This window comes from Pseudonocardia sp. ICBG601 (genome assembly GCF_020496245.1).
Genome location: NZ_JAHLJA010000187.1, coordinates 1 through 19595, shown reverse-complemented (window position 1 = coordinate 19595; position 19595 = coordinate 1). Strand labels below are relative to the sequence as shown.

16 protein-coding genes and 1 pseudogene are annotated in these 19595 nt (G+C 68.7%); 7 read left to right on the top strand and 10 right to left on the bottom strand.

All coding sequences use genetic code 11. From position 1 onward, the window contains the following. Nucleotides 1-257: 257 nt before the first annotated feature. Both KPL57_RS59295 and KPL57_RS59290 read left to right on the top strand, forming a co-directional pair. Nucleotides 258-1085, top strand: coding sequence for a replication initiation protein (locus KPL57_RS59295; RefSeq protein WP_226353051.1), 828 nt, complete (start codon nt 258-260; stop codon nt 1083-1085). Continuing rightward, on the top strand, nt 1073-1390 hold the full coding sequence (locus KPL57_RS59290) for a hypothetical protein (RefSeq protein WP_226358792.1): 318 nt from the start codon (nt 1073-1075) through the stop codon (nt 1388-1390). The genes KPL57_RS59295 and KPL57_RS59290 overlap by 13 nt, the downstream gene beginning before the upstream one ends. 390 nt (nt 1391-1780) lie before the next feature. On the opposite strand, the gene KPL57_RS59285 is transcribed toward KPL57_RS59290, so the two are convergent. The 6 genes from KPL57_RS59285 to KPL57_RS59260 form a co-directional block, all read right to left on the bottom strand. Then, the gene (locus KPL57_RS59285) at nt 1781-2980 is read right to left on the bottom strand and encodes a DUF3631 domain-containing protein (protein ID WP_226358791.1); all 1200 of its coding nucleotides are present in this window, start codon (nt 2978-2980) and stop codon (nt 1781-1783) included. Then, entirely contained in the window at nt 2977-3378 is a 402-nt protein-coding gene (locus KPL57_RS59280) for a hypothetical protein (protein WP_226358790.1), read from the bottom strand. Before KPL57_RS59280 ends, KPL57_RS59285 begins: the two co-directional genes overlap by 4 nt. Beyond that, nucleotides 3375-3773, bottom strand: a complete 399-nt coding sequence (locus KPL57_RS59275) for a hypothetical protein (RefSeq protein ID WP_226353056.1) — start codon at nt 3771-3773, stop codon at nt 3375-3377. The genes KPL57_RS59280 and KPL57_RS59275 overlap by 4 nt, the downstream gene beginning before the upstream one ends. Before the next feature lie 223 nt (nt 3774-3996). Next, entirely contained in the window at nt 3997-6300 is a 2304-nt protein-coding gene (locus KPL57_RS59270; RefSeq protein WP_226358789.1) for an FtsK/SpoIIIE domain-containing protein, read from the bottom strand. Beyond that, entirely contained in the window at nt 6297-7550 is a 1254-nt protein-coding gene (locus KPL57_RS59265) for a hypothetical protein (protein ID WP_226358788.1), read from the bottom strand. Before KPL57_RS59265 ends, KPL57_RS59270 begins: the two co-directional genes overlap by 4 nt. Continuing rightward, complete coding sequence (locus KPL57_RS59260; RefSeq protein WP_226358787.1) at nt 7547-7846, bottom strand: hypothetical protein; 300 nt, start codon at nt 7844-7846, stop codon at nt 7547-7549. Before KPL57_RS59260 ends, KPL57_RS59265 begins: the two co-directional genes overlap by 4 nt. Nucleotides 7847-9527: 1681 nt before the next feature. Between KPL57_RS59260 and KPL57_RS59255 the strand changes: the two genes are divergently transcribed. From KPL57_RS59255 to KPL57_RS59235, 5 genes and pseudogenes are all read left to right on the top strand, one after another. Continuing rightward, a complete protein-coding gene (locus tag KPL57_RS59255) occupies nt 9528-9905 on the top strand; it encodes a hypothetical protein (protein WP_226358786.1) in 378 nt (125 codons plus the stop codon). Nucleotides 9906-11175: 1270 nt separating this feature from the next. Beyond that, a complete protein-coding gene (locus KPL57_RS59250) occupies nt 11176-12222 on the top strand; it encodes a replication initiation protein (RefSeq protein WP_226358785.1) in 1047 nt (348 codons plus the stop codon). A gap of 83 nt (nt 12223-12305) precedes the next feature. Further along, a complete protein-coding gene (locus KPL57_RS59245; RefSeq protein ID WP_226358784.1) occupies nt 12306-12518 on the top strand; it encodes a sigma factor-like helix-turn-helix DNA-binding protein in 213 nt (70 codons plus the stop codon). 206 nt (nt 12519-12724) lie between these two features. After that, nucleotides 12725-15624, top strand: a pseudogene (locus KPL57_RS59240) (Tn3 family transposase). 246 nt (nt 15625-15870) lie between these two features. Beyond that, on the top strand, nt 15871-16455 hold the full coding sequence (locus KPL57_RS59235) for a recombinase family protein (RefSeq protein ID WP_226351775.1): 585 nt from the start codon (nt 15871-15873) through the stop codon (nt 16453-16455). Between the two features lie 212 nt (nt 16456-16667). On the opposite strand, the gene KPL57_RS59230 is transcribed toward KPL57_RS59235, so the two are convergent. The 4 genes from KPL57_RS59230 to KPL57_RS59215 all read right to left on the bottom strand — a co-directional run. Then, nucleotides 16668-17306, bottom strand: coding sequence for a DUF3631 domain-containing protein (locus KPL57_RS59230; protein ID WP_226358783.1), 639 nt, complete (start codon nt 17304-17306; stop codon nt 16668-16670). Nucleotides 17307-17928: 622 nt separating this feature from the next. After that, nucleotides 17929-18528, bottom strand: coding sequence for a hypothetical protein (locus KPL57_RS59225; protein WP_226358782.1), 600 nt, complete (start codon nt 18526-18528; stop codon nt 17929-17931). Between the two features lie 351 nt (nt 18529-18879). Further along, the gene (locus KPL57_RS59220) at nt 18880-19110 is read right to left on the bottom strand and encodes a hypothetical protein (protein WP_226358781.1); all 231 of its coding nucleotides are present in this window, start codon (nt 19108-19110) and stop codon (nt 18880-18882) included. A gap of 265 nt (nt 19111-19375) precedes the next feature. Continuing rightward, a partial coding sequence (locus KPL57_RS59215; protein ID WP_226358780.1) for a hypothetical protein occupies nt 19376-19595 on the bottom strand: 220 nt, incomplete at its 5' end.

Here is a 19595-nt window from a genome sequence, read left to right as displayed (position 1 = left end):
ATGTTCCGCGCACGCGCAGAAGGAGAGCGCGTAGCTCCGCGCCCTGAAGCCGCTCCCCGCCCCGTCCGGAGGCCCCCGTGCCCCAGCTGCCCCCGACCCCCGCTGCGGGGGTCCCCCCGCCTGGTCCGGTCCCGGTGTCGGCGGCGGTGGAAGAAGTTCTGGCCGCGGCTGATCTGGATGCGTGGGAGGCCTGGGGCGAGCTGTGGCTTCCGCGTCGGCCGCTGGCGGCGGATGATCCATCTCGTGGGGTGTACCGGATGTCGCGGCGGCGGGCGCTTGCTCGTGAGCTGCTGGAGGCCAACTGCGCGGGGATGGTGAACCTGGTGGTGATCGACTGCGACGAGCCCGACGCCGAGCTGCGGGGCCTGTCGGCGCGCGACAGCCACGCGTTGCCGAACTTGATCATCAGCAATCCGGTCAACGGGCACGCCCACCTGGGGTGGGTGCTGGCCGAGCCGGTGACCACGACCGACTACGCCCGGCTCAAGCCGTTGAGCTACCTGACCTCGGTCCTGGAAGGGCTCCGCCGGGCCACCGGCGGGGACCGGGACTACGGCGGGCTGCTGACGAAGAACCCGTTCCACCCGCGCTGGAACGCCCATCACGTGCACTACCACCGCTACAGCCTCGACGAGCTCCACGCCCCCCTGGCGGCGTCGGGGTCGATGCCCGAGCCGGGCTGGATGCGCCGCAAAGCCCACCTGCTCGACCCGTCCGGGTCGGGTCGGAACTGCGCGTTGTTCACCACCGCGCGGCGGTGGGCCTACCGGGAGGTCCGCCACCACTTCGGCGACCCCGACGGGCTGGAAGCCGCGATCCGGGCCGGAGCGGCCGAGCGCAACCAGGCCTTCAGCGACCCGCTCCCGGCGGCGGAGGTGCGGGCGATCGCGGACTCGATCAGCCGCTGGATCCTGACCCGCTCCCGGCTCTGGCGGAACGGCCCCAAGGCCTACGAGGAGACCTTCCACGCCATCCAAACCGCACGCGGCCACAAGGGCGGCCTGCAGCGGGGGGCTGTGAGGACGTGGCAGTCCGGCCAGATTCGTGGCCGTGTGGAGCGGGAGGCGTTCGGATGGGAGCGCTGAACCCCCGCCGCCGCAAACGCACCGCCCGCGAAGTCGCCGAACGCGCCGGCGTCTCCGAACGCACCGTCCGCGCCATCGCCGCCGAACCCCGCGCGGAGTACCTCGCCCGCGCCAAAGCCCGCCGCGCCCGCGTCACCGCCCTACGCGACCAAGGACTCACCTACAAGCAGATCGCCGAAGCCACCGGCGAAACCCAGGATGCGGTCGGGTACCTGATCTACGAAGCCCGCCAGCACGGCGAATGGGACAAGCCGCAACGAGCGCCCGCATCCGCCGCCCGCCGCGTCCTCAAGGTCGCTTTCTGACCTCTCAGATCGCCGGAGAGGCATCAGGGGTCCGCTGGTACCGGACAGGCATCATTCGCCCGGCAGCGAGGACGTGAGGGGGCGCTATGGCGCTGTTGTGGCACTCCCGCCCGCTCTGATCGCCTGCGGTAGCGAGAGTTCAGGCTGCGAGGGAACTCTCCGAGCAATCACTCAGAGTAAGTTTTTGGGGGGATGTCCCGAAACGACCCCCAAGCCGTCCCAAGCCGTCCCAAGCCGTCCCAGCCGTCCCACTTGGGCTGTTCTTGCAGTTCAAACCCTGATTATGGGTGGGGCGGCTTGAGGGGGTGGGACGGCTTAAGCCGTCCCACCCCCTCAACGAGCCTGGCACTCACACCAGTAGAAGAGCGCCCTATCACATGGGCTGACCAGCTATGATGTCGGCTCAGTGGTCGCCTGGGCGTCATCGTCACTGTTGGTGACGAGATCAGGCGTGTAGCGCCGCCAGGCGTCGGTGAACGCGGTCCGCCGGTAGCCCCGGGTCTGGCCGAAGCCGGGGAACCTGGCCTTTTCGGACTGGATGTCGTACTCGGCGAGGAGTTTGCCGAGCTTCATGGCGGTGAGTCCTTCGCCGCGTGGTCCGTAGTCGGCCCACGGCGCCTCCGGATCGGCCCGGAGCTGCTGGAGGAGCCGCATCGTCGGCAACGCCTGCTCGTCCCCGAACGCTGCGTGGCAGTCGGCGAGCAGGCGGATGCGTTCGGAGCGGTCGTCCCCGGCGTCTTCGGCTTGCAACGCGAGGATCGCCTGGCGGGCTCGTTCGGGCCAGGGCCCGCCTGCGTGATCAGCGATGGCGATCAACGGCTCCCAGGTGTCCGCGGCGCGGTCCTCCACGGGCATCACCGGCTCAGCCGCTTCCAAGACCGATAGGTCGTTGCGGAGCCAGCCGTGCAGCCGCTCAGCGAGCCGCTGAAGGCGCGGCCGGTCCCGGCGGTGTCGATACGGCGCCACCTGTTCTCCGGGGGCTCTGCGGCGCATCTGGACGACGATGGCGCGGTCTTCGATGGTGTCGGGCATGCGTCCGATCCCGGCCAGCGCGGCCATCGCGAACGTCGAGATCGACTCGACCCGGTTTTTGGCGAGGTCGTAGCGCTTCGCGGGCCGGTTCCGCTGGTGCCCGGCGTTCAGCAGGCCTCGCAGGTCTTCATGGCCGGTGGCTGCGGGCCCGAAGATCGTGTCCGCCTCATCGACGAGCATCGTCGGTGGATCAGCGGTGATGGAGCGGTAGACCGCCGCCGGGGTGGCGTTGACGGTGATGAACGGCTGGTGACACGCACCTTCGACGACGTCGAGGAGGCGGGATTTCCCGCAGCGCTTCTCCGGTGCCCGCACGACCAGGCGTGGTGCGTGGGCCCAGGCGGGTTGGGCGTGGGTGGCGGCGATCCAGAGCACGACCCCGACGACGGCGGCGTCGGAGGGGAGGGCGACGTAGCGGCGCAGCGCGGTCTCCAGGTCGTCGAGGATCACCGCCCCGTCGACGTCGCTACTGGTGCTGTTGGTCGGTGGTGGGGTGAAGGTGCCGGATTCGGAACCTTCGCCCTGACCTGCGGGAACCTGGTCGTCGTGGGTGTTCACGCGGTCCTCCTGGAGGTGGTGGCGGCGGGTGCGGTGCTCGGGTGGTGTCGCCAGAGGCGTCCGGTCACCTCGGGCTCGTGCGGGTGCTCGGTCCAGGTCTCGGTCGGGGCGTAGGCGCGGAGCTCGGCGGCCGGATGGCCGTCCGGGTAGCGGCGAGACGCGTCCTGCATGGCTGCCAGGTCGTCGGCCCAGTACCAGCGCCCACGCCAGGGCCCGTCGACGAGGACGGCGAGTTCGCGGCCGTCGGCGACCTGGACCGCCAGCCGCGACATCCGGGGCGGCCGGTGCGCGGGGGAAGGGCGGTGCTGCCGCGTCGCTTCCGGTCCTCGCCCGCTGGGGCGGGCTGTGGTCCGGGTCGACTTGCCCACGACCAGCTGCTCGCCTGCGGTGGTGGTCATGCCGCGTCCCCACGTGCCCACCGGGCGGGGTCGCCGTGGGGCGGATACCGGCGCCGCATCAACTCCGCGAGGGACGGCTGTCGGGAGAGCCCGGCAGCGGTGTAGGCGACCGAGACCTGCTTGCTGGCGTCGCGAAGGGCGGTCCAGCGGGCGTGGCGCAGGTCCGCGACCTCCACGCCCACGCGGGCGGCGACCAGTAGCGGCGCGGTCGGCTGGGCTCGTCCGAGGACGGCCGCGAGGACGGCCGGGTCGAGGTGTCCGATGACGTCCAGGGCCTCGGCCCGATCCGGATCGGGCAGACGCGGGACCGGGACTGCCAGGGCTCGACACGGGAGCGGGTCAGGTGTTGCCGGTGGTTCCGGCAGTTCAGGAGAGCGGTGACTGTGTGTGGTCATGGGGGCTCCTGTTTTCGGCATGGCGAAGGGGAGGGAGGGAGGCACCGAAGTGCCTCCGTCCCTGCTCAACTGCGGGTTTCAGGGGTGTGTGAGGGGGTGGGTCCCTGGACTCCCTGAGTGACTGTCGGTGCAGGTCATCCCAGGGAGGGAGGCGTCAGGGACCGGTCAGGGAGGGGGGAGGGAGAACTCCCTGCCTCCCTGACGCCTCCCTGACCACCTCCGGCTAGAAGCAGCCCTTCTGCCCGGGCCCGAATTCATCACTGTCAGTGATGGATTCGTGGGTGGCGTCGGTGTGGGCTTCGTGGAGGCGCGCGGCGCTGAGGACCATGACGCCGTCGGACTTGTAGGGCCACGCGTCTGCGGGCAGCTCCTCGGCGAGGCGGGCGAAGGTCCAGGAGCTGTAGTGGGCGCGGTCGAGCTCGGTGAGCGCGGCGAGTGCTTCCTGGGTGCGCATCCGTTTGTGCCCGTGAAGGACGTGGAGCAGGTCCTCCAGGAGGTCCCGGCGCGGGGCCGGTTCCGGGGTGCTGGCGGGGCCAGCATCGAGTCCGGCGTCCTGGCGGAGTTTCACGGCGCGCTCGACGATCGGTGTTAGTTCATCAACGCCGTCGCCGCGTTGGATGTAGAAGCAGCGCATCAGCCCGTCCCGGCTGGTGAAGCCCGACGTCATGGCGGTGCCGAGGTCTCCGAGGTCCACGGTGCCGTCGGGGGCGATGCTCATGGGTTGCAGGGTGGTGGCGGTGATGCCTGCGGTGTGTTTGCCGGTGCCGAGGATGGCGTCGTTGCCCTGGTGGTCGCCGATGGCGAAACACGCCCGGTTGGACAGGACCTTCGCCACCGCTCTAGGCAGGGATTCTTTCGAGGGGACTGGTGTCGCGAACAGGAACGTGACGCCGTATTTGCGGGCCTTCGCGACGATCTTGGCGACCAGCTCGGCGGCTTCGGCGCCGACGTCGGAGACGAACAGTTCCTGGCACTCGTCGATGACCACGACGCGGGGCCGCATGGACGGGTCGGCGGCGGCGAGTGCCCGGGTGAGCTTGGGTTCGCCTGCTGCGGACAGTTTCCGTCCGCGTTCGGACAGCTCGGACATGAGCTGTTTGAGGCCGTTGAGGACGGTGGGGACCTCGTCGGGGTCGTCGGAGACGAACAGCGTCCGGGCGACCGGGGCGAAGGGGTCGTAGTCGGCGTTGTGGGCCATGCAGTAGATGTCGATCTCGACGAGTGGGTCGAGGATGGCTCCGGCGAGGACGTTGATGATCAGGGTGGACTTCCCGGAGCCCATCATCCCGGCGATGCCCCAGTTCGTGCCGAACAGTCGTCCGTTGACCAGGTCAGCGCGGGGGGTGACGCCGACGGGGACACCACGGAAGTAGTCGGTGGTCCCGTCGTGCAGCAGCGGCCAGGGCGCGACCGGCTTGGTGAGTGAGCCTTGGTCGGCGACCCACAGGTCCAGCATGCCGGGGTGGTCGCGGGCTTCGGTGGGCCACACCTCCACCGGCAACCTCAGGAGGTTGTGGGCCAGGACGTCTTTGCGCTTGTTGAGCATCTCCACGGTGACGCCCTCGGGCAGCAGGAACTGGCAGTGCCAGCCCTTCCCGTCATGGACCGGTGGGAGGTTCCAGCGCGGTGTCCAGCCGTGCTTGAACTTGCTGTTGAGTGCGCTCAGGCCGAGGTTGCGCAGCGCGTTGACCACGGCGCTTTCGTCGACGATCACACCCCGCCCGGTGCTGGTCTCGACGTCGTCGGTGGGTGGTGCGGTCCAGGTGGGTGCTTCGGTGCGGGCGCGGCCGAGTGCCCACAACCCGAGCACCGCCCCGGCACCGGCGAGGGTGGCGATCACGGTGGCGTAGACGGTCACGAAGGTGACGGTCCAGGCCACGGCGTCGATCACCCCGGCAATCGGGGCGATGACCAGGGAAACATCCTTCGCCGCGATCGCGAGAACAGCGCCGAGGCCGAGGAGCATCCCGAGCGCGATCAGCGCGCCGACCCCCGCCGCCCGGGCCCAGGCGAGTGGGGCGTTGATCCAGTCCATGACTCGGCCATGGCGCCGCTGTTTTTCGGCGGTGTCGCGGGCCTCCCATTCCAGGAGCCGGTCCTGGTCCCCGGCGATTTCGGCGGCGCGCATCTGCCGCTCATACCGGGAGGTGCCGTGGGTGTCGCGCCACCGCTGGATGAGGACTCCGGCGCCGGAGAACACGAACCACGTGTTCCTGACCAGCGCCTTCGTGCTGGTCACCGTGGCCGGGTGGGTCGCGGCGGCGAGGGCGCTCCGGCCTGCGGCGTGCAGGTCGGAGCGGTAGAGGTCCCGCCGCGACACCACCACGCCCGCTCCCGGTGTCGGCGCCACGATCTCGCCTTCGATCACCACCGGGACCTCGGTGTCGGCGCCGTGGTTGTCGGGCCGGTGGTGCAGGGTGATGACCGGCGCCAGCCCGTCCCCTGATGACGCGTGGTGGGCTGGGCTGGCGCCGCCAGCCCCCTTCTCCTGGTCGTCGCGGCTGTTGTGGTCGTCGTGGTGGCTCATCGCGGGCCTCCGGTCTCGTCACGGAACTGATCGCGGAGCTGGCGGGCGCGCGCGGCGGAGCAGCGCAGTGTCCGGCGGATGGATTCGGCCGAGCCGGGGTCGACCCGGCCGTCGGCGACGGCGGCCCGGAGGAGCTGGCGAAGATCGTCGAGGGTGCGGCCGGTCGAGGCGGTTTCAAGATCATGGTCGGGGTCGACTCCCCGGGTCGACGATGATCTTGGGTGGGTCGACTGTCGCAGGTCAGCCCTCGACTCCCCACCCGACTCCTCGTCACGGCGGTCGAGGACGGCGACACCGCCCCCATGATCATCGTCGAGGTGGGAGTCGACCTCGGAGTCGAGGCAGTCGAGGTCGTTGGTGAGCCGCGAGCCGACACAGCCCGCGCCCTCGACGAGGGCGGCCAGTGCCCAGTCCCAGTCGTCGGCGCGGCCGATGGCGACCGGCACGGTCGGGGCGCCGTGGCGTCCCGGGCCGGTCGTCGCGGCGAGCGCCCGGCGGCGGACCTGGTAGGTCCCGGGCCGATAGGCCAGGGCCGCGGTGCCGTCGGTGTCGATGACCGCTGCCGCGTCGCGGACGGCGAGGCGCCGGGCGCGGCTGGTCTTCGCCTCCACCAGCGCGTCCAGGCGTGCTGCGCGGCGTTCGGCTCGGGAGCGGGGTGCTCCGGCCAGGGTGAGCTGGTGTGCGGCGACGCCTGCGATGGACACGACGGCCATGACGATCCCGGCGGTCCAGCCGTGGTGGAGGCCGTGGAGGAGGTTCATCGAGGCCGCGACCAGGGAGAAGAGCACCACCCCGGCCTGCAGGCCGACCACCGGCCGGTCCGGTGTGCGGTGTCGGGAGGCGGTCACGGCGAGGGCGAAGGCCCACATGCCGAGTTCGGTGATCCCGGCCAGGAGCGCACCGCCCGGGCCGTAGATCGTGGTGCCGTAGGCGGCCATCGCGGGTGCGGCCAGAGCGAACGAGAGCAGCGCGATCGGGTAGATCAGCAACTCGACCACGTGGGCGGATGCCCAGGTCAGAGCCCTATTCCGGGCGGCTGCCCGGGCTGTGGCACGGGCCTGACGCTGCTCGGTGCGGCGCCGCTCAGCGTTCTCGCGGTCGGCCCGGTCGCGGTCGCGGCGGGCGTCCTGCTCGGCGATCCGCCGCTGCGCCGCAGCGTCAGCGGCTTCCCGGGCGAGGCGGGCGTCCAGAGCGCGGCTCTCACGCCGCTCCGCCGCCCACGACGTGGAGGAAGACGACGTGGTGGTCATGCCCGCGCCCTCCCCTCAACCCGCTGACCAGCCGAAACCCGCCCAGAAGGCGACACAGCGCCGCCGGAGACGACGTCTGCCGGGCCCTGTCCGGCCAGGGTGGTTGAGGCCGGGACGGCTCGGCGGACCTGCCAGAGGCGCAGCTCAGCGGCGATCCACCAGCCGGTCATGAAGCCGAGCGGGACGGCGAACCACCAGGTCAGGCCCAGCGTCGCCCCGGCCAGGGCGGTGACGACGCCGATCTCGGCGGTCCGGTCCCGGACCGCCGTGACGGCGCGGTGAAGGTGCGTGTTCATGCCGCCTCACCACCCGCAATAACCTGGTGACCAGCGGAAATAGCAGCATGGTGACGTGCCGGGAGCGCGAACAGCCGCGTCTCGGCGTCACCATCTGGAGGCCCGCTGGGCCCGTCGGGGCTGGCGAGGAGGTCGCGGTAGAGGCGGTCGATGGCCTGCTCGGTCAGACCGTCCGGGCACCACGAGAAGCCCTGGTCAGCGCCGGGATCAGGGTCGCTGTCGGGTGGATCGAGAAGGAAATCCCCGGACCGGGGTGGAGACACACGAATGCCAAGGGCAGCATGGCCCATAGCCGATCACCTGTCTTCTTCAGGTCGTTCGGTTAGGTCGCCGCCCCGGATTCCACTCCTGGGCGGTGACCGCAACCCGGCAGGGACCGCCGGACTGCTCCTTCAAGCAAGACACGCCCCCGCCTCGGCTGTCAAGCACCAATCTCGACTGGCCTGCCCGCCGCTCGCCCGCATCCCAGATCGATCACGGAACGTGACGACAGAGCTCGGGGGTCGCCTGGTCACCGTTTTTGCTGGTCAGGCCGCGTTCATGGCGGTCTTCGGCGCGCGTGAGCGTGCTGGCCGGTGAGGGGGTGTCCCGGCTTGAGCCGGGACACCCCCTCAAGCCGGGACAGAGAAAAAGCGCATATGACCTGCGGGAACGTTCAATGTGTCCCGGCTGTCCCGGCTTGCCCCGGCTTGGGGGCCGTTTCGGGACATCCCCCAAAATCTCACTCTGCGTGACGAGTCGAGGGCTGGGGTGGCGAGCAGCGACGGCCGCGGTTTTCGGTGGTGCGTGGTTGCGTTTCCGGCGCTATAGATTGCGGCGCTCTACAGGTGTTGCTGAGCGCCCCCTGCCGCCTCTTCTGCCGCTTGTGGTACCGGAGGGCTGGGCGTTGTCAGAGCTACGGATGAGTGCTCTTTTGCGCTAGGGCAGGGGTGGTGCCGGGCACGGTATTGATGTGACTGGTTGTGCGGTTTCAAAGGTGCCGCAGGATGGTTTTAGCATCTGCTTGCACGGTGTTGTGGTGCGTGCAGGAGTCCCCGCATCCGCTCGATGCGCGATCCGGCGGATGTGGGGGGTGTCGCGTTATCGTTGAGGTCGCGTGTCCTCGGTGCTGTCGGCCCGACAGGTGGCCCAGTAACTCCCGAGAGAGGCTTTGTTACTCCCGAGAGAGCACAAGATTGTTTTCGGGGCCGTCTTCTGGACTTGCCCCTGGGTGTTCTCGAGTCGGTCATCGCTGTGACCTGCTGTTGTGTGGATGGTTGAGTGAGTCCCGGTGGGTCGGGCTGGCGCCCGACACCTCAACCACCCTGCTTCGCTGACGGTCGGTCGAGGTGTCGGGCGCCAGCCCGACCCACCGGGAGGGTGGTCGCGGAGCGGCCATGATCATCGGTACGTAGTTCCATGCTTTGAGAGAAGGAAGGTCAAGGTCAAGGTCAACTGACTGCGGCAGGGTGGGCGGTTTAGGCTGGTTTGGGCGTATCTGTCCGTAGTGGCTGAATGTGCTCACGTGGTTGCTTCTGGTAGTGGCTCTTGACTAGTGGGGGGGGGGGCGTGCTCGAGTAATGCGATGTGCACTAGATGGACCACCCGAATTATCTCTGTCATCGCTGTTGTTGTTACAGCGTTAAGCCTAACCAGTGGCTTTGCGTACGCCGAGGCAGGAGGATTTATTCTCCCTCTCTCAGTGAGCGATATTCGTGAGCTCAACGAAGCTGCAGACTATACACATGAACCGCATTTGCCGGCAGAAACCGCAGCCCTGAAGGTCTCAGCGAATGGAGCAGTAGAACTGATTGACTCAGACGGTAAGCCCCTCATGAATTCCTCGTCACGAGGCTTCTGGGGGACGACTTGGAAGTATACTGTATGCGCGGCCGCGATCGGCGCGGCATTTATTCCCGCAAATAAAGCATACCAGGCAATCAAGGGACTTGGTGGCGTGGCGAAGGCCGCCAAGCTGCTTATTAAGGCTGGCAATAAGGAAGACGCCAAAAAGATTCTCGGTAACGTCGCGCTGGAGATTCTTGGAGTAGCCACGATTCAAAAGAACTGCTTCGGCTAGACCGCGGAGCACGCCCGATATCCCACCTGCCATCGAGGAGCTCTCGGACCTGATCTCGCAAGTCGGCCAGCCAGGTAGCACGTGCAGCTAATGCGAACTTGTAGATCGTTGATCACGACGCCCCCAGGAGTTGAATTCATGCAAGACCGCAGCTCGCGAGATGAACACAGGCCAGTCTTCGAGAACTCTACGATTGGCGGAACAGCCGTAGCTTGCTATGCGATGCTCTACGGAGCAGTGGCTATTCTTGCGGATAACGAAATCACCATAAATCGCCTAGTCTTTCCGGCTGCGGGTCTGTACGTCATTTTTCAGATCTTAGAGTACATTTTAGGGAAGGAGCGATTTCTCGTCGGTCCAGGCCCTATGGCTGTTGCAGGATTCAGCGGACTAGCAGGGGCGTGTATGGGTTTTCTGTAAACCTGCCTCCAGAGGGAGGGGTGCGGTTCCAGTAGGCCCGGCAGTCCCTGTCGGCCGGCTCAGCGCAGCGCCCCGCTCTGTAGGATTCCGTCTTTGCGTTACCCACTTAGCCGGGCTAAGTGTATAGCTCGCTCCGCCGCAGGCGGGGCCGTGGCCGTGTCCCGTGGTGCTGCGTGCGGGAGTGAATCGTCGGCGCGGGACCGGCACCCGGCCCGGCGATCACAGCACTGTGCATAGGTGTGGTCGCTGTTGATCTTGGGTTGGCGGTGTCGAGCGCGAAGCGCGCGTGCGTTGTCGGCCCGGTGGGCCGCGTCGCTCAACACCCACAGGACCTATGCATCCTCTGATGATCTTCGGTTCGGGTCGCTGGTTGTGTGTGGACGGAGCCGGTTGGTGTGGTGTTGCCGCGCCGCTTCCGGTCCTCCCCCGCCGGGGGCGGGGTGCGGTCCGGGTGTCGGCTTGCCGACGACCGCCTGGTGCCGGTTCACCGCGCAGCGAGATGTGCGTTTTCCTCAGGAAAACGCGGGCGGGCGCCTCCGGCGTCGTCGTCTGGTCGGCTCGGGTGCGGCGGGGCTGCTGCTGCTGCTGCTGCTGCCACCGGGGTGTCGGCGTCCGGTTGGAGGCCGGTCGGGTGGAGTGACACGCCCGTCTGACCTGGGGGTACGCGACATCCGGGGCTGTGACCTGGAAATATGCGAGTGTCCGAGCAGGCAACCAAGTCAGAGTTTCGGGTGAAGCGCAGCGAGCCCGCACCCCTCCGGCCGCGTCAGCGGCCGGAGACAACACAGGGCGAAGCTCAATGCCCTGGACCGGCACCGCGCCTGTCGGCGGTGGTGAGGAGTTCCCCCGGATGACCGGCTCTGACCTGTGGGTTCCCCCCGGCGCTGTCCCCGATACCGATCCCCGGGGCTCTGAGAGCCCCTGTGAGGCCCCGATTGAGGGCCCGGGCTACCTAGTCGGGGGGCTGCCGTTTGAGGCGGCTACGGCGATCTGGGGGCGTTTGTGGACGTCGCGGTACCCACTCGCCGCCGACGAGTTCGACGACGGCGTGTGGCGGCAGACCCGGGAGGAGGCGATGACCCGGATGCATGTCGAGCTGCACCCCAAGCAGGTGTGGGGGTTGATCGGGATCGACGGCGACAGCGCGGATGCGGTCCTGCGGATGGTCTCCACCGTCGACAGCCACCCGATGCCGAACGTGATCATCGAGAACCCCGTCAACGGCCACGCCCACGCCGGGTTCGGCATCACGACACCGATCAACGTCACCAACTACGGATCACGCCGCGCGGTCCGCTACGGCCTCTCGATCGAAGAGGCGCTGCGGCGTGCGGTGGGTGGGGACCCGTCCTATCCCGGGCGGCTGATCAAAAACCCGTTCCACTCCCGCTGGATCACCCACTTCCTCCACGACAAAACCTCCACCCTCAACCAATTCGGGGCGATCCTGACCGCCGCCGGGCACATGCCCGGACGCGGCTGGCACAACCAACGCCGCCGCGCCCCCGTCGGCTACTCCCGCAACGAAACCCTGTTCCACATGGTCCGCCGCTTCGCCTACCGCGAAATGCGGCACCACTGGGGCGACGCCGACGGCTACCGCGCCGCTGTCGCCAAACACGTCGCGATCCTCAACGCCGACTTCCCCATCCCCCTCGGAGGGAACGAACTCGGCCACATCTCCGGCTCCATCTCGGACTGGACGATCAACTACTCCCGCATGTGGAACGACGGCCCCGCCGCCTACGACGCAGCCTTCTCCGCCATCCAAGCCGCACGCGGACGCAAAGGATCAGGACGCAACGGCGGACTCATCGCTGGCCGAATCCGTGGCGATGACCAGATCGAAACATCTCGACAGCTCCGCGAGGCATTGGCGAAGCGGGCTTTCTCATGACAGCGCAAATTCCGCGGCGTCGGACCAAGAGCGGCCGCGAACTCGCTGAAGAGTTCGGAATATCCCGCTCCACGGTCACAAAAATGATCGCCGAACCCCGAGACCGCTACGAGCAGCGGGCCAAGCAACGTCGAGCCAGGGCCGTGGATCTGCGCCTCCAGGGGTTCAGCTACCGAGAGATCGCTGTCAGCACTGGCGACAGCATCGGCACCGTCGGTCGCCTCCTCGCTGACGCCCGGCGCCACGGGGAGTGGGCGCTCGCCGTGGCGCGCCGCGCCGCCAGTTGCACAGAGTGAGATTTCGAGGGATGTCCCGAAACGGCCCCCAAGCCGGGGTGCCGGTAAGGATCGTGTCATCAGCCGCAAACGAGCGCTGGGGGCTTGACCCTGAATCTCTGGTCGCGGCGGTGTCCGGGGGGTGGGAGTAGCGTCCGTGCGTGGCGCGTGAGCTGGGTCAGGACGAACTGATCGATCGGTGGACGCTGGTCGAGGCCGAGCTGGCGATGGTGGCCGGCAAGCGTGGCGCGACGCGGCTCGGGTTCGCGGTGTTGCTGCGCTTTTACACCGAGCACGGCCGGTTTCCCCGCAGCCGGAGCGAGATCCCCGACGCCGCTGTGGACTACGTGGCCCGGCAGGTCGGTGTGCCGGTGACCGAGCTGGCGTTCTACGACTGGTCCGGCCGCACGATCGAGTTCCATCGCAGCCAGATTCGCCGGACACTGGGGTTCCGGGAGTGCAGCGTCGCCGACGCCGACAAGCTCACCGAGTGGCTGGTCACCACCGTCACCCAGACCGAGCGCGGCGCTGAACGTGTCCGTGACCAGCTGCTGGACCGGTGCCGGGAGGAACGTATCGAGCCGCCCACCGGCGGCCGCGTCGACCGGATCGTGCGCTCGGCGCTGCACCGCGGCGAGGAGCTGCTGTTCGCACGGGTGGCGATCCGCTTATCCGAGGCGGTGCGCGTTCGGCTGTTCGCCTTGGTCGCGGCCGGTGCCGATGACGACGGCCAACCCGGCGGGGACGGTGACGGGCCGGCGGTGCTGGCCTCGATCCGGTCCGATCCGGGCAACGTCAGCCTGAACACGATGTTGACCGAGATCGCCAAGCTGGAAGCGGTACGGGCGGTCGGCCTGTCAGCCGGCGTGTTCGCCGACATCGCCCCGAAGGTGGTCGCCGCCTGGCGGGCGCGGGCGGCGGTCGAGGCGCCCAGCCACCTGCGCGGACACGCGCCTGAGGTGACGCTGGCCCTGCTGGCGGCGTTGTTGCACTGCCGGGAACGGGAGATCACCGACACGCTGGTCGAGCTGCTGATCTCCACCGTGCACCGGATCAACGCCCGCGCCGAGGTCCGGGTGACCAAGGAGCTGATCAAGGAGTTCAAGCGGGTCACCGGCAAGGAGAACTTGCTGTTCCGGGTCGCCGAGGCGACCGTGAACGCCGGCGACCAGCTCGTGCGCGACACCGTGTTCCCGGTCGCGCCGCAGGCCGTGCTGGCCGACCTGATCGCGGAGTTCAAGTCCTCCGGGCCGACCTACCAGCGCACCGTGAAGGCCACGCTGAAGGGCTCCTACACCAACCACTACCGGACTGGGCTGATCAAGCTGCTGGACGTGCTGGAGTTCCGCAGCAACAACACCACCCACCGGCCGGTGCTCGACGCGCTGGAGCTGATCACCCGCTACGCCAGCGCCGGGAACCTGCACTACTACCCGGCCGGCGAGCACATCCCGGTCCATCGCGGCCTGAGCGAGGACTGGGAGGCGCTGGTTTACAAGGACGACAAGCGCCGCCGGCAACGGGTCGTGCGCATGGTCTACGAGGTGTGCACCTTCCAGGCGCTACGCGAGCAGTTGCGGTGCAAGGAAATCTGGGTCGTCGGCGCGGACACCTGGCGCAACCCGGCCGAAGACCTTCCGACCGATTTCGAGGACCATCGCGTCGAGCACTACCAGGCGCTGCGCAAGCCGCTGGACCCCAGCCAGTTCATCGCCGACCTGCAAGCCGAGATGCGCGCCGAGCTGGAGGCCCTGCACACCGCCCTGCCGGGCTGCGATTGGTTGTCGATTAGCGACCGCGCGGCTGGCGCGGTCAAGCTGGCCCCGCTGGAGGCCTCGCCGGAGCCGCGCAACCTGCGCCGGCTCAAGCAGGCTGTGCAGGCCCGGTGGGGCACGGTGCCGCTGATCGACATGCTCAAGGAGGCGGTGCTGCGCACCGGCTGCCTGTCGGCGGTGACCTCGGTCGCCGACCGCGGCACCTTGCCCGAGCACGTGCTGGCCGAGCGGTTGCTGCTGGCTATCTACGGGTACGGCACCAACACCGGCATCCGTGCGGTCGCCGGCGGCGAGCACGGGCATTCCGAGGACGAGATTCGCTACGCCCGGCGCCGCTACCTGAGCACCGAGGCCGCGCGGCAGATCGCGATCGAGATCGCCAACGCCACCTTCGCCGCCCGCCAGCAGACACTGTGGGGCGACGGATCCACGGGGCCAGCGACTCGACTCACTTCGGCGCGTTCGACCAGAACATCTTCACCGAGTGGCACTCCCGCTACGGCGGCCGAGGGGTGCTGATCTACTGGCACGTCGAGCGCGGCTCCGTGGTGATCCACTCGCAGCGGCTGAACTGCTCGGCCTCCGAGGTGCACGCGATGGTCGACGGCGCGATCCGGCATGGCACCGACATGCAGGTCGAGGCCAATTACGTGGACACGCATGGTCAGTCCGAGATCGGGTTCGGCATCACGAAGCTGCTCGGGTTCGACCTGCTGCCGAGGATCAAGCGGATCAACAAGGTCAAGCTGTACCGCCCGGCTGCTGGCGAGCCAGACGCCTGGCCGGGTCTGGCACCGGCGATGACCCGCCCGGTCCGGTGGGACCGCATCGCTGAGCAGTACGACCAGATGCTCAAGTACGCCACCGCGATCCGCGTGGGCACCGCCTCGACCGAGGCGATCCTGCGGCGATTCATGAAGGCCAACGCAGCGCACCCGACCTACCAGGCGATGATCGAGCTGGGCCGGGCGCAAAAGACCATCTTCTTGGCCCGTTACCTGCACAGCCGGGCACTCCAGCGAGAGATCCACGAGGGCCTGAACGTGGTCGAGTCGTGGAATCGGGCCAACGCGGTCATCTTCTACGGCAAGGGCGGGGACCTGGCCACCAACCGGCGCGACGAGCAGGAGATGAGCGTGCTGTGCCTGCGGATCTTGCAGGCCGCCCTGGTGTACGTGAACACCCTGATGATCCAGGACCTGCTCGCTGGCTCCGAGTGGGACGACGCGCTCACCGCTGAGGATCGGCGCGGGCTGACGCCGCTGTTCTGGGCGCACGTGCTGCCCTACGGCGAGGTGCGGCTGAACATGGACGCCCGTCTTCGCCTGGCCGCCGCCGCCTCCAGCGGCTGACTGGCCGGTCTCGAAACCAAGGTTCCGCGACAGCGTGCAGGCGAGTTCGGACATCGACATCACCCCAGGTCACGCTGTCTCACAATCTAACGTCGAAACACCGCCTCGAAACACGGCCACATGGTAAACTTATGAGACAGTTGCGGGAGGAAACGAGACGATCATGACCGGCGAGTCCGCCATTACCGACCCGCGGATCGCCGCCGCCCTGGATGCCGACCGGGACCAGGCCAGGACGGTGACGTGATGGAACTGGGCTACGCCCGCGTCTCGACCACACACCAGGACCTCGAACGACAGCTCGACGCCCTGGGCCACCACGGCATACCCGACGAGCGGATCTACACCGACAAGAAGACCGGCGCCACCATCGACCGGCCCGGCTTCACCGAGCTGCGCCGCTACGCCCGCTCCGGCGACACGATCATCGCGACCAACCTCGACCGACTCGGCCGCAATCTGCGCGAATGCCTCAACGTCGTGCACGAGCTGCGCGAGCAGGGCATCGGGATCAAGACCCTGAAGGACCCGATCCCGATCGACACCACCGACGACTCGCCGATGGCCGAACTCGCCGTCGCGCTACTGGCGCTGTTCGCACACATGGAACGAGTGTTCATGCGCGAACGCGCCGCCCACGCCCGCGAGGCCACCGCAGCCACGGGCAAACTGCCCGGCCGACCCCGCAAACTCGACCCCAACCAGCTCGCCGCGGCCCAGGCCGCCCTCGACACCGGCCAGACCGCCGACCAGATCGCAGCCGCGTTCGGCGTCAGCCGCGCCACCCTCTACCGCAACCTCACCGAAAATAAACCCGCTGACCAGCAATGATCGACTCGTTTGCGGCTGGTGACAACTCCCTTACCGGCGCCCCAAGCCGGGCAAGCCGGGACAGCCGGGACACATTGAGCGTTCCAGCAGGTCACATGCGCTTTTTCCCTGTCCCGGCTTGAGGGGGTGTCCGGCTCAAGCCGGGACACCCCCTCAACGAACAACACGCTCACGCAAGCCGAAGGCCGCCCTTACCGCATCCTGACCAGCGGTTATGCCTCGCCTGGCCCCGCGCCTCCTTGTTCAGCACTGTCGGTGACCAGATCAGGGGTGTAGCGCCGCCACGCGTCGCCGAACACGTCACGCTGGTAGCACCTGACCTTCCCGAGCCCAGGGAGCCGCATTTGCGTGGACTGGATGTCGTACTCGGCGAGGAGCTTCCCGAGGCGCATGGCGGTGAGTCCTTCGCCGCGTGGCCCGTAGTCCGCCCACGGCGCCTCCGGATCAGCCCGGAGCTGCTGGAGCAGCCGCATCGTCGGCAACGCCTGCTCGTCCCCGAACGCCGCATGGCAGTCCGCGAGGAGCCGGATGCGTTCGGACCGGTCATCCCCGGCACTGTCCTCTTGGAGGGCGAGGATGGCTTGGCGGGCGCGTTCGGGCCAGTGGCCTCCGGCGTGGTCGGCGATGGCGATGAGTGGTTCCCAGGTGTCAGCGGCCCGGTCCTCGACCGGCATCACCGGCTCAGCCGCCTCCAAGACCGATAGGTCGTTGCGGAGCCAGCTGTGCAGCCGCTCAGCGAGCTTCTGGAGGCGTGGCCGGTCGCGTCGGTGCCGGTAGGGCGCCACCTGTTCTCCGGGGGCTCTGCGGCGCATCTGGACGACGATGGCGCGGTCTTCGATGGTGTCGGGCATGCGTCCGATCCCGGCCAGCGCTGCCATGGCGAACGTCGAGATCGACTCGACGCGGTTTTTGGCGAGTCGTAGCGCTTGGCGGGCGGTGCGTTGCGTTGGTGTCGGCGTTCAGGAGTCCGCGGAGGTCTTCGTGGCCGGTGGCTGCGGGTCCGAAGATCGTGTCGGCCTCATCGACGAGCATCGTGGGTGGGTCGGCGGTGATGGAGCGGTAGACCGCTGCCGGTGTGGCGTTGACGGTGATGAACGGCTGGTGGCAGGCGCCTTCGACGACGTCGAGGAGGCGGGATTTCCCGCAGCGCTTCTCCGGTGCCCGCACGACCAGGCGTGGTGCGTGGGCCCAGGCGGGTTGGGCGTGGGTGGCGGCGATCCAGAGCACGACCCCGACGACGGCGGCGTCGGAGGGGAGGGCGACGTAGCGGCGCAGCGCGGTCTCCAGGTCGTCGAGGATCACCGCCCCGTCGACGTCGCTACTGGTGCTGTTGGTCGGTGGTGGGGTGAAGGTGCCGGATTCGGAACCTTCGCCCTGACCTGCGGGAACCTGTCGTCGTGGGTGTTCACGCGGTCCTCCTGGAGGTGGTGGCGGCGGGTGCGGTGCTCGGGTGGTGTCGCCAGAGGCGTCCGGTCACCTCGGGCTCGTGCGGGTGCTCGGTCCAGGTCTCGGTCGGGGCGTAGGCGCGGAGCTCGGCGGCCGGGGGCCGTCCGGGTAGCGGCGAGACGCGTCCTGCATGGCTGCCAGGTCGTCGGCCCAGTACCAGCGCCCACGCCAGGGCCCGTCGACGAGGACGGCGAGTTCGCGGCCGTCGGCGACCTGGACCGCCAGCCGCGACATCCGGGGCGGCCGGTGCGCGGGGGAAGGGCGGTGCTGCCGCGTCGCTTCCGGTCCTCGCCCGCTGGGGCGGCTGTGGTCCGGGTCGACTTGCCCACGACCAGCTGTGTGGGCTGCGGTGGTGCTCATGCCGCGTCCCCACGTGCCCCACCGGGCCGGGTCGCCGTGGGGCGGATACCGGCGCCGCATCAACTCCGCGAGGGACGGCTGTCGGGCGAGCCCGGCAGCGGTGTAGGCGACCGAGACCTGCTTGCTGGCGTCGCGCAACGCGACCCAGCGGGCGTGGCGCAGGTCGGCGACCTCCACGCCCACGCGGGCGGCGACGAGCAGCGGTGCGGTCGGCTGGGCTCGTCCGAGGACGGCGGCCAGCACGGCCGGGTCGACGAAGCTGATCACCTCCAGCGCGTCGGCCCGATCCGGTGGGGCAGGCGCGGGATCGGGACTGCCAGGGCTCGACACGGGAGGGGTCAGGGGCTGCAGGTGTTGCCGGTGGTTCCGGTAGTCCAGGAGAGTGTGTGACTGTGTGTGGTCATGGGGGCTCCTGTTTTCGGCATGGCGAAGGGGAGGGAGGGAGGCGCCGAAGTGCTCCCGTCCCTGCTCAACTGCGGGTTTCAGAGGGCTGGAGGGGGTGGGTCCCTGGGGTCCCTGGGTGACTGTCAGTGCAGGTCAGGTTGGGGAGGACCCGTCGGGGACCCGGGAGGGAGAACTCCCTGGGTCCCTCCCGGGTCCCTGAGGGGGTCCCTCAGCTCAGGTCGTCGGACCCTTCGCCCATTCGTCACTGTCGGTGACAGGATCGGTGGGTGTGTTGCGGTCGGTGAGGGCTTCTGCGATGCGGTCGGTGGAGACCTGTTTGGTGCCGCCGGTCTTGTAGGGCTTCGCCCCGTCGGGGAGTGCGTCGGCGAGGCGTTCGAAGGTCCAGGTCCCGTAGTGGGCGCGGTCGAGTTCGGCGAGCAGCGCGAGCGCTTCCTGGGTGCGCATCCGCTTCGCGCCCGCCTCGGTGAGGACGTGAGCAGGTCCTCCAGAAGGTCCCGGCGAGGCGGCGGTGCCGGGGCGGTCGCTGCTCCGGTGGCGAGCCCGGCCTCTTCCCGCAGCTTCACCGCCCGCTCGACGATCGGTGTCAGCTCGTCGACGCCGTTGCCGCGTTGGATGTAGAAGCAGCGCATCAGCCCGTCCCGGCTGGTGAACCCGGATGTCATGGCGGTGCCGAGGTCCCCGAGGTCCACGGTGCCGTCGCTGCCCACGGTCATGGGTTGCAGGGTGGGGGCGGTGATCCCGGCGGTGGTTTGCCGGTGCCGAGGATCGCGTCGTTGCCCTGGTGATCGGCGATGGCGAAACACGCCCGGTTCGACAGGGACTTTCGCCACCGCCCGAGGCAGGGACTCTTTCGACGGGACTGGTGTCGCGACAACAGGAACGTCACCCCGTATTTGCGGGCCTTCGCGACGATCTTGGCGACCAGCTCG

Excerpts from the sequence above, each read along its gene's own strand:
- KPL57_RS59295 (WP_226353051.1), top strand. The coding sequence starts at position 258 with ATGTCGCGGCGGCGGGCGCTTGCTCGTGAGCTGCTGGAGGCCAACTGC.
- KPL57_RS59290 (WP_226358792.1), top strand. The coding sequence starts at position 1,073 with ATGGGAGCGCTGAACCCCCGCCGCCGCAAACGCACCGCCCGCGAAGTC.
- KPL57_RS59280 (WP_226358790.1), bottom strand. The coding sequence starts at position 3,378 with ATGACCACCACCGCAGGCGAGCAGCTGGTCGTGGGCAAGTCGACCCGG.
- KPL57_RS59275 (WP_226353056.1), bottom strand. The coding sequence starts at position 3,773 with ATGACCACACACAGTCACCGCTCTCCTGAACTGCCGGAACCACCGGCA.
- KPL57_RS59270 (WP_226358789.1), bottom strand. The coding sequence starts at position 6,300 with ATGAGCCACCACGACGACCACAACAGCCGCGACGACCAGGAGAAGGGG.
- KPL57_RS59265 (WP_226358788.1), bottom strand. The coding sequence starts at position 7,550 with ATGACCACCACGTCGTCTTCCTCCACGTCGTGGGCGGCGGAGCGGCGT.
- KPL57_RS59260 (WP_226358787.1), bottom strand. The coding sequence starts at position 7,846 with ATGAACACGCACCTTCACCGCGCCGTCACGGCGGTCCGGGACCGGACC.
- KPL57_RS59250 (WP_226358785.1), top strand. The coding sequence starts at position 11,176 with ATGACCGGCTCTGACCTGTGGGTTCCCCCCGGCGCTGTCCCCGATACC.
- KPL57_RS59245 (WP_226358784.1), top strand. The coding sequence starts at position 12,306 with ATGATCGCCGAACCCCGAGACCGCTACGAGCAGCGGGCCAAGCAACGT.
- KPL57_RS59235 (WP_226351775.1), top strand. The coding sequence starts at position 15,871 with ATGGAACTGGGCTACGCCCGCGTCTCGACCACACACCAGGACCTCGAA.
- KPL57_RS59230 (WP_226358783.1), bottom strand. The coding sequence starts at position 17,306 with ATGCCCGACACCATCGAAGACCGCGCCATCGTCGTCCAGATGCGCCGC.
- KPL57_RS59220 (WP_226358781.1), bottom strand. The coding sequence starts at position 19,110 with ATGCGCACCCAGGAAGCGCTCGCGCTGCTCGCCGAACTCGACCGCGCC.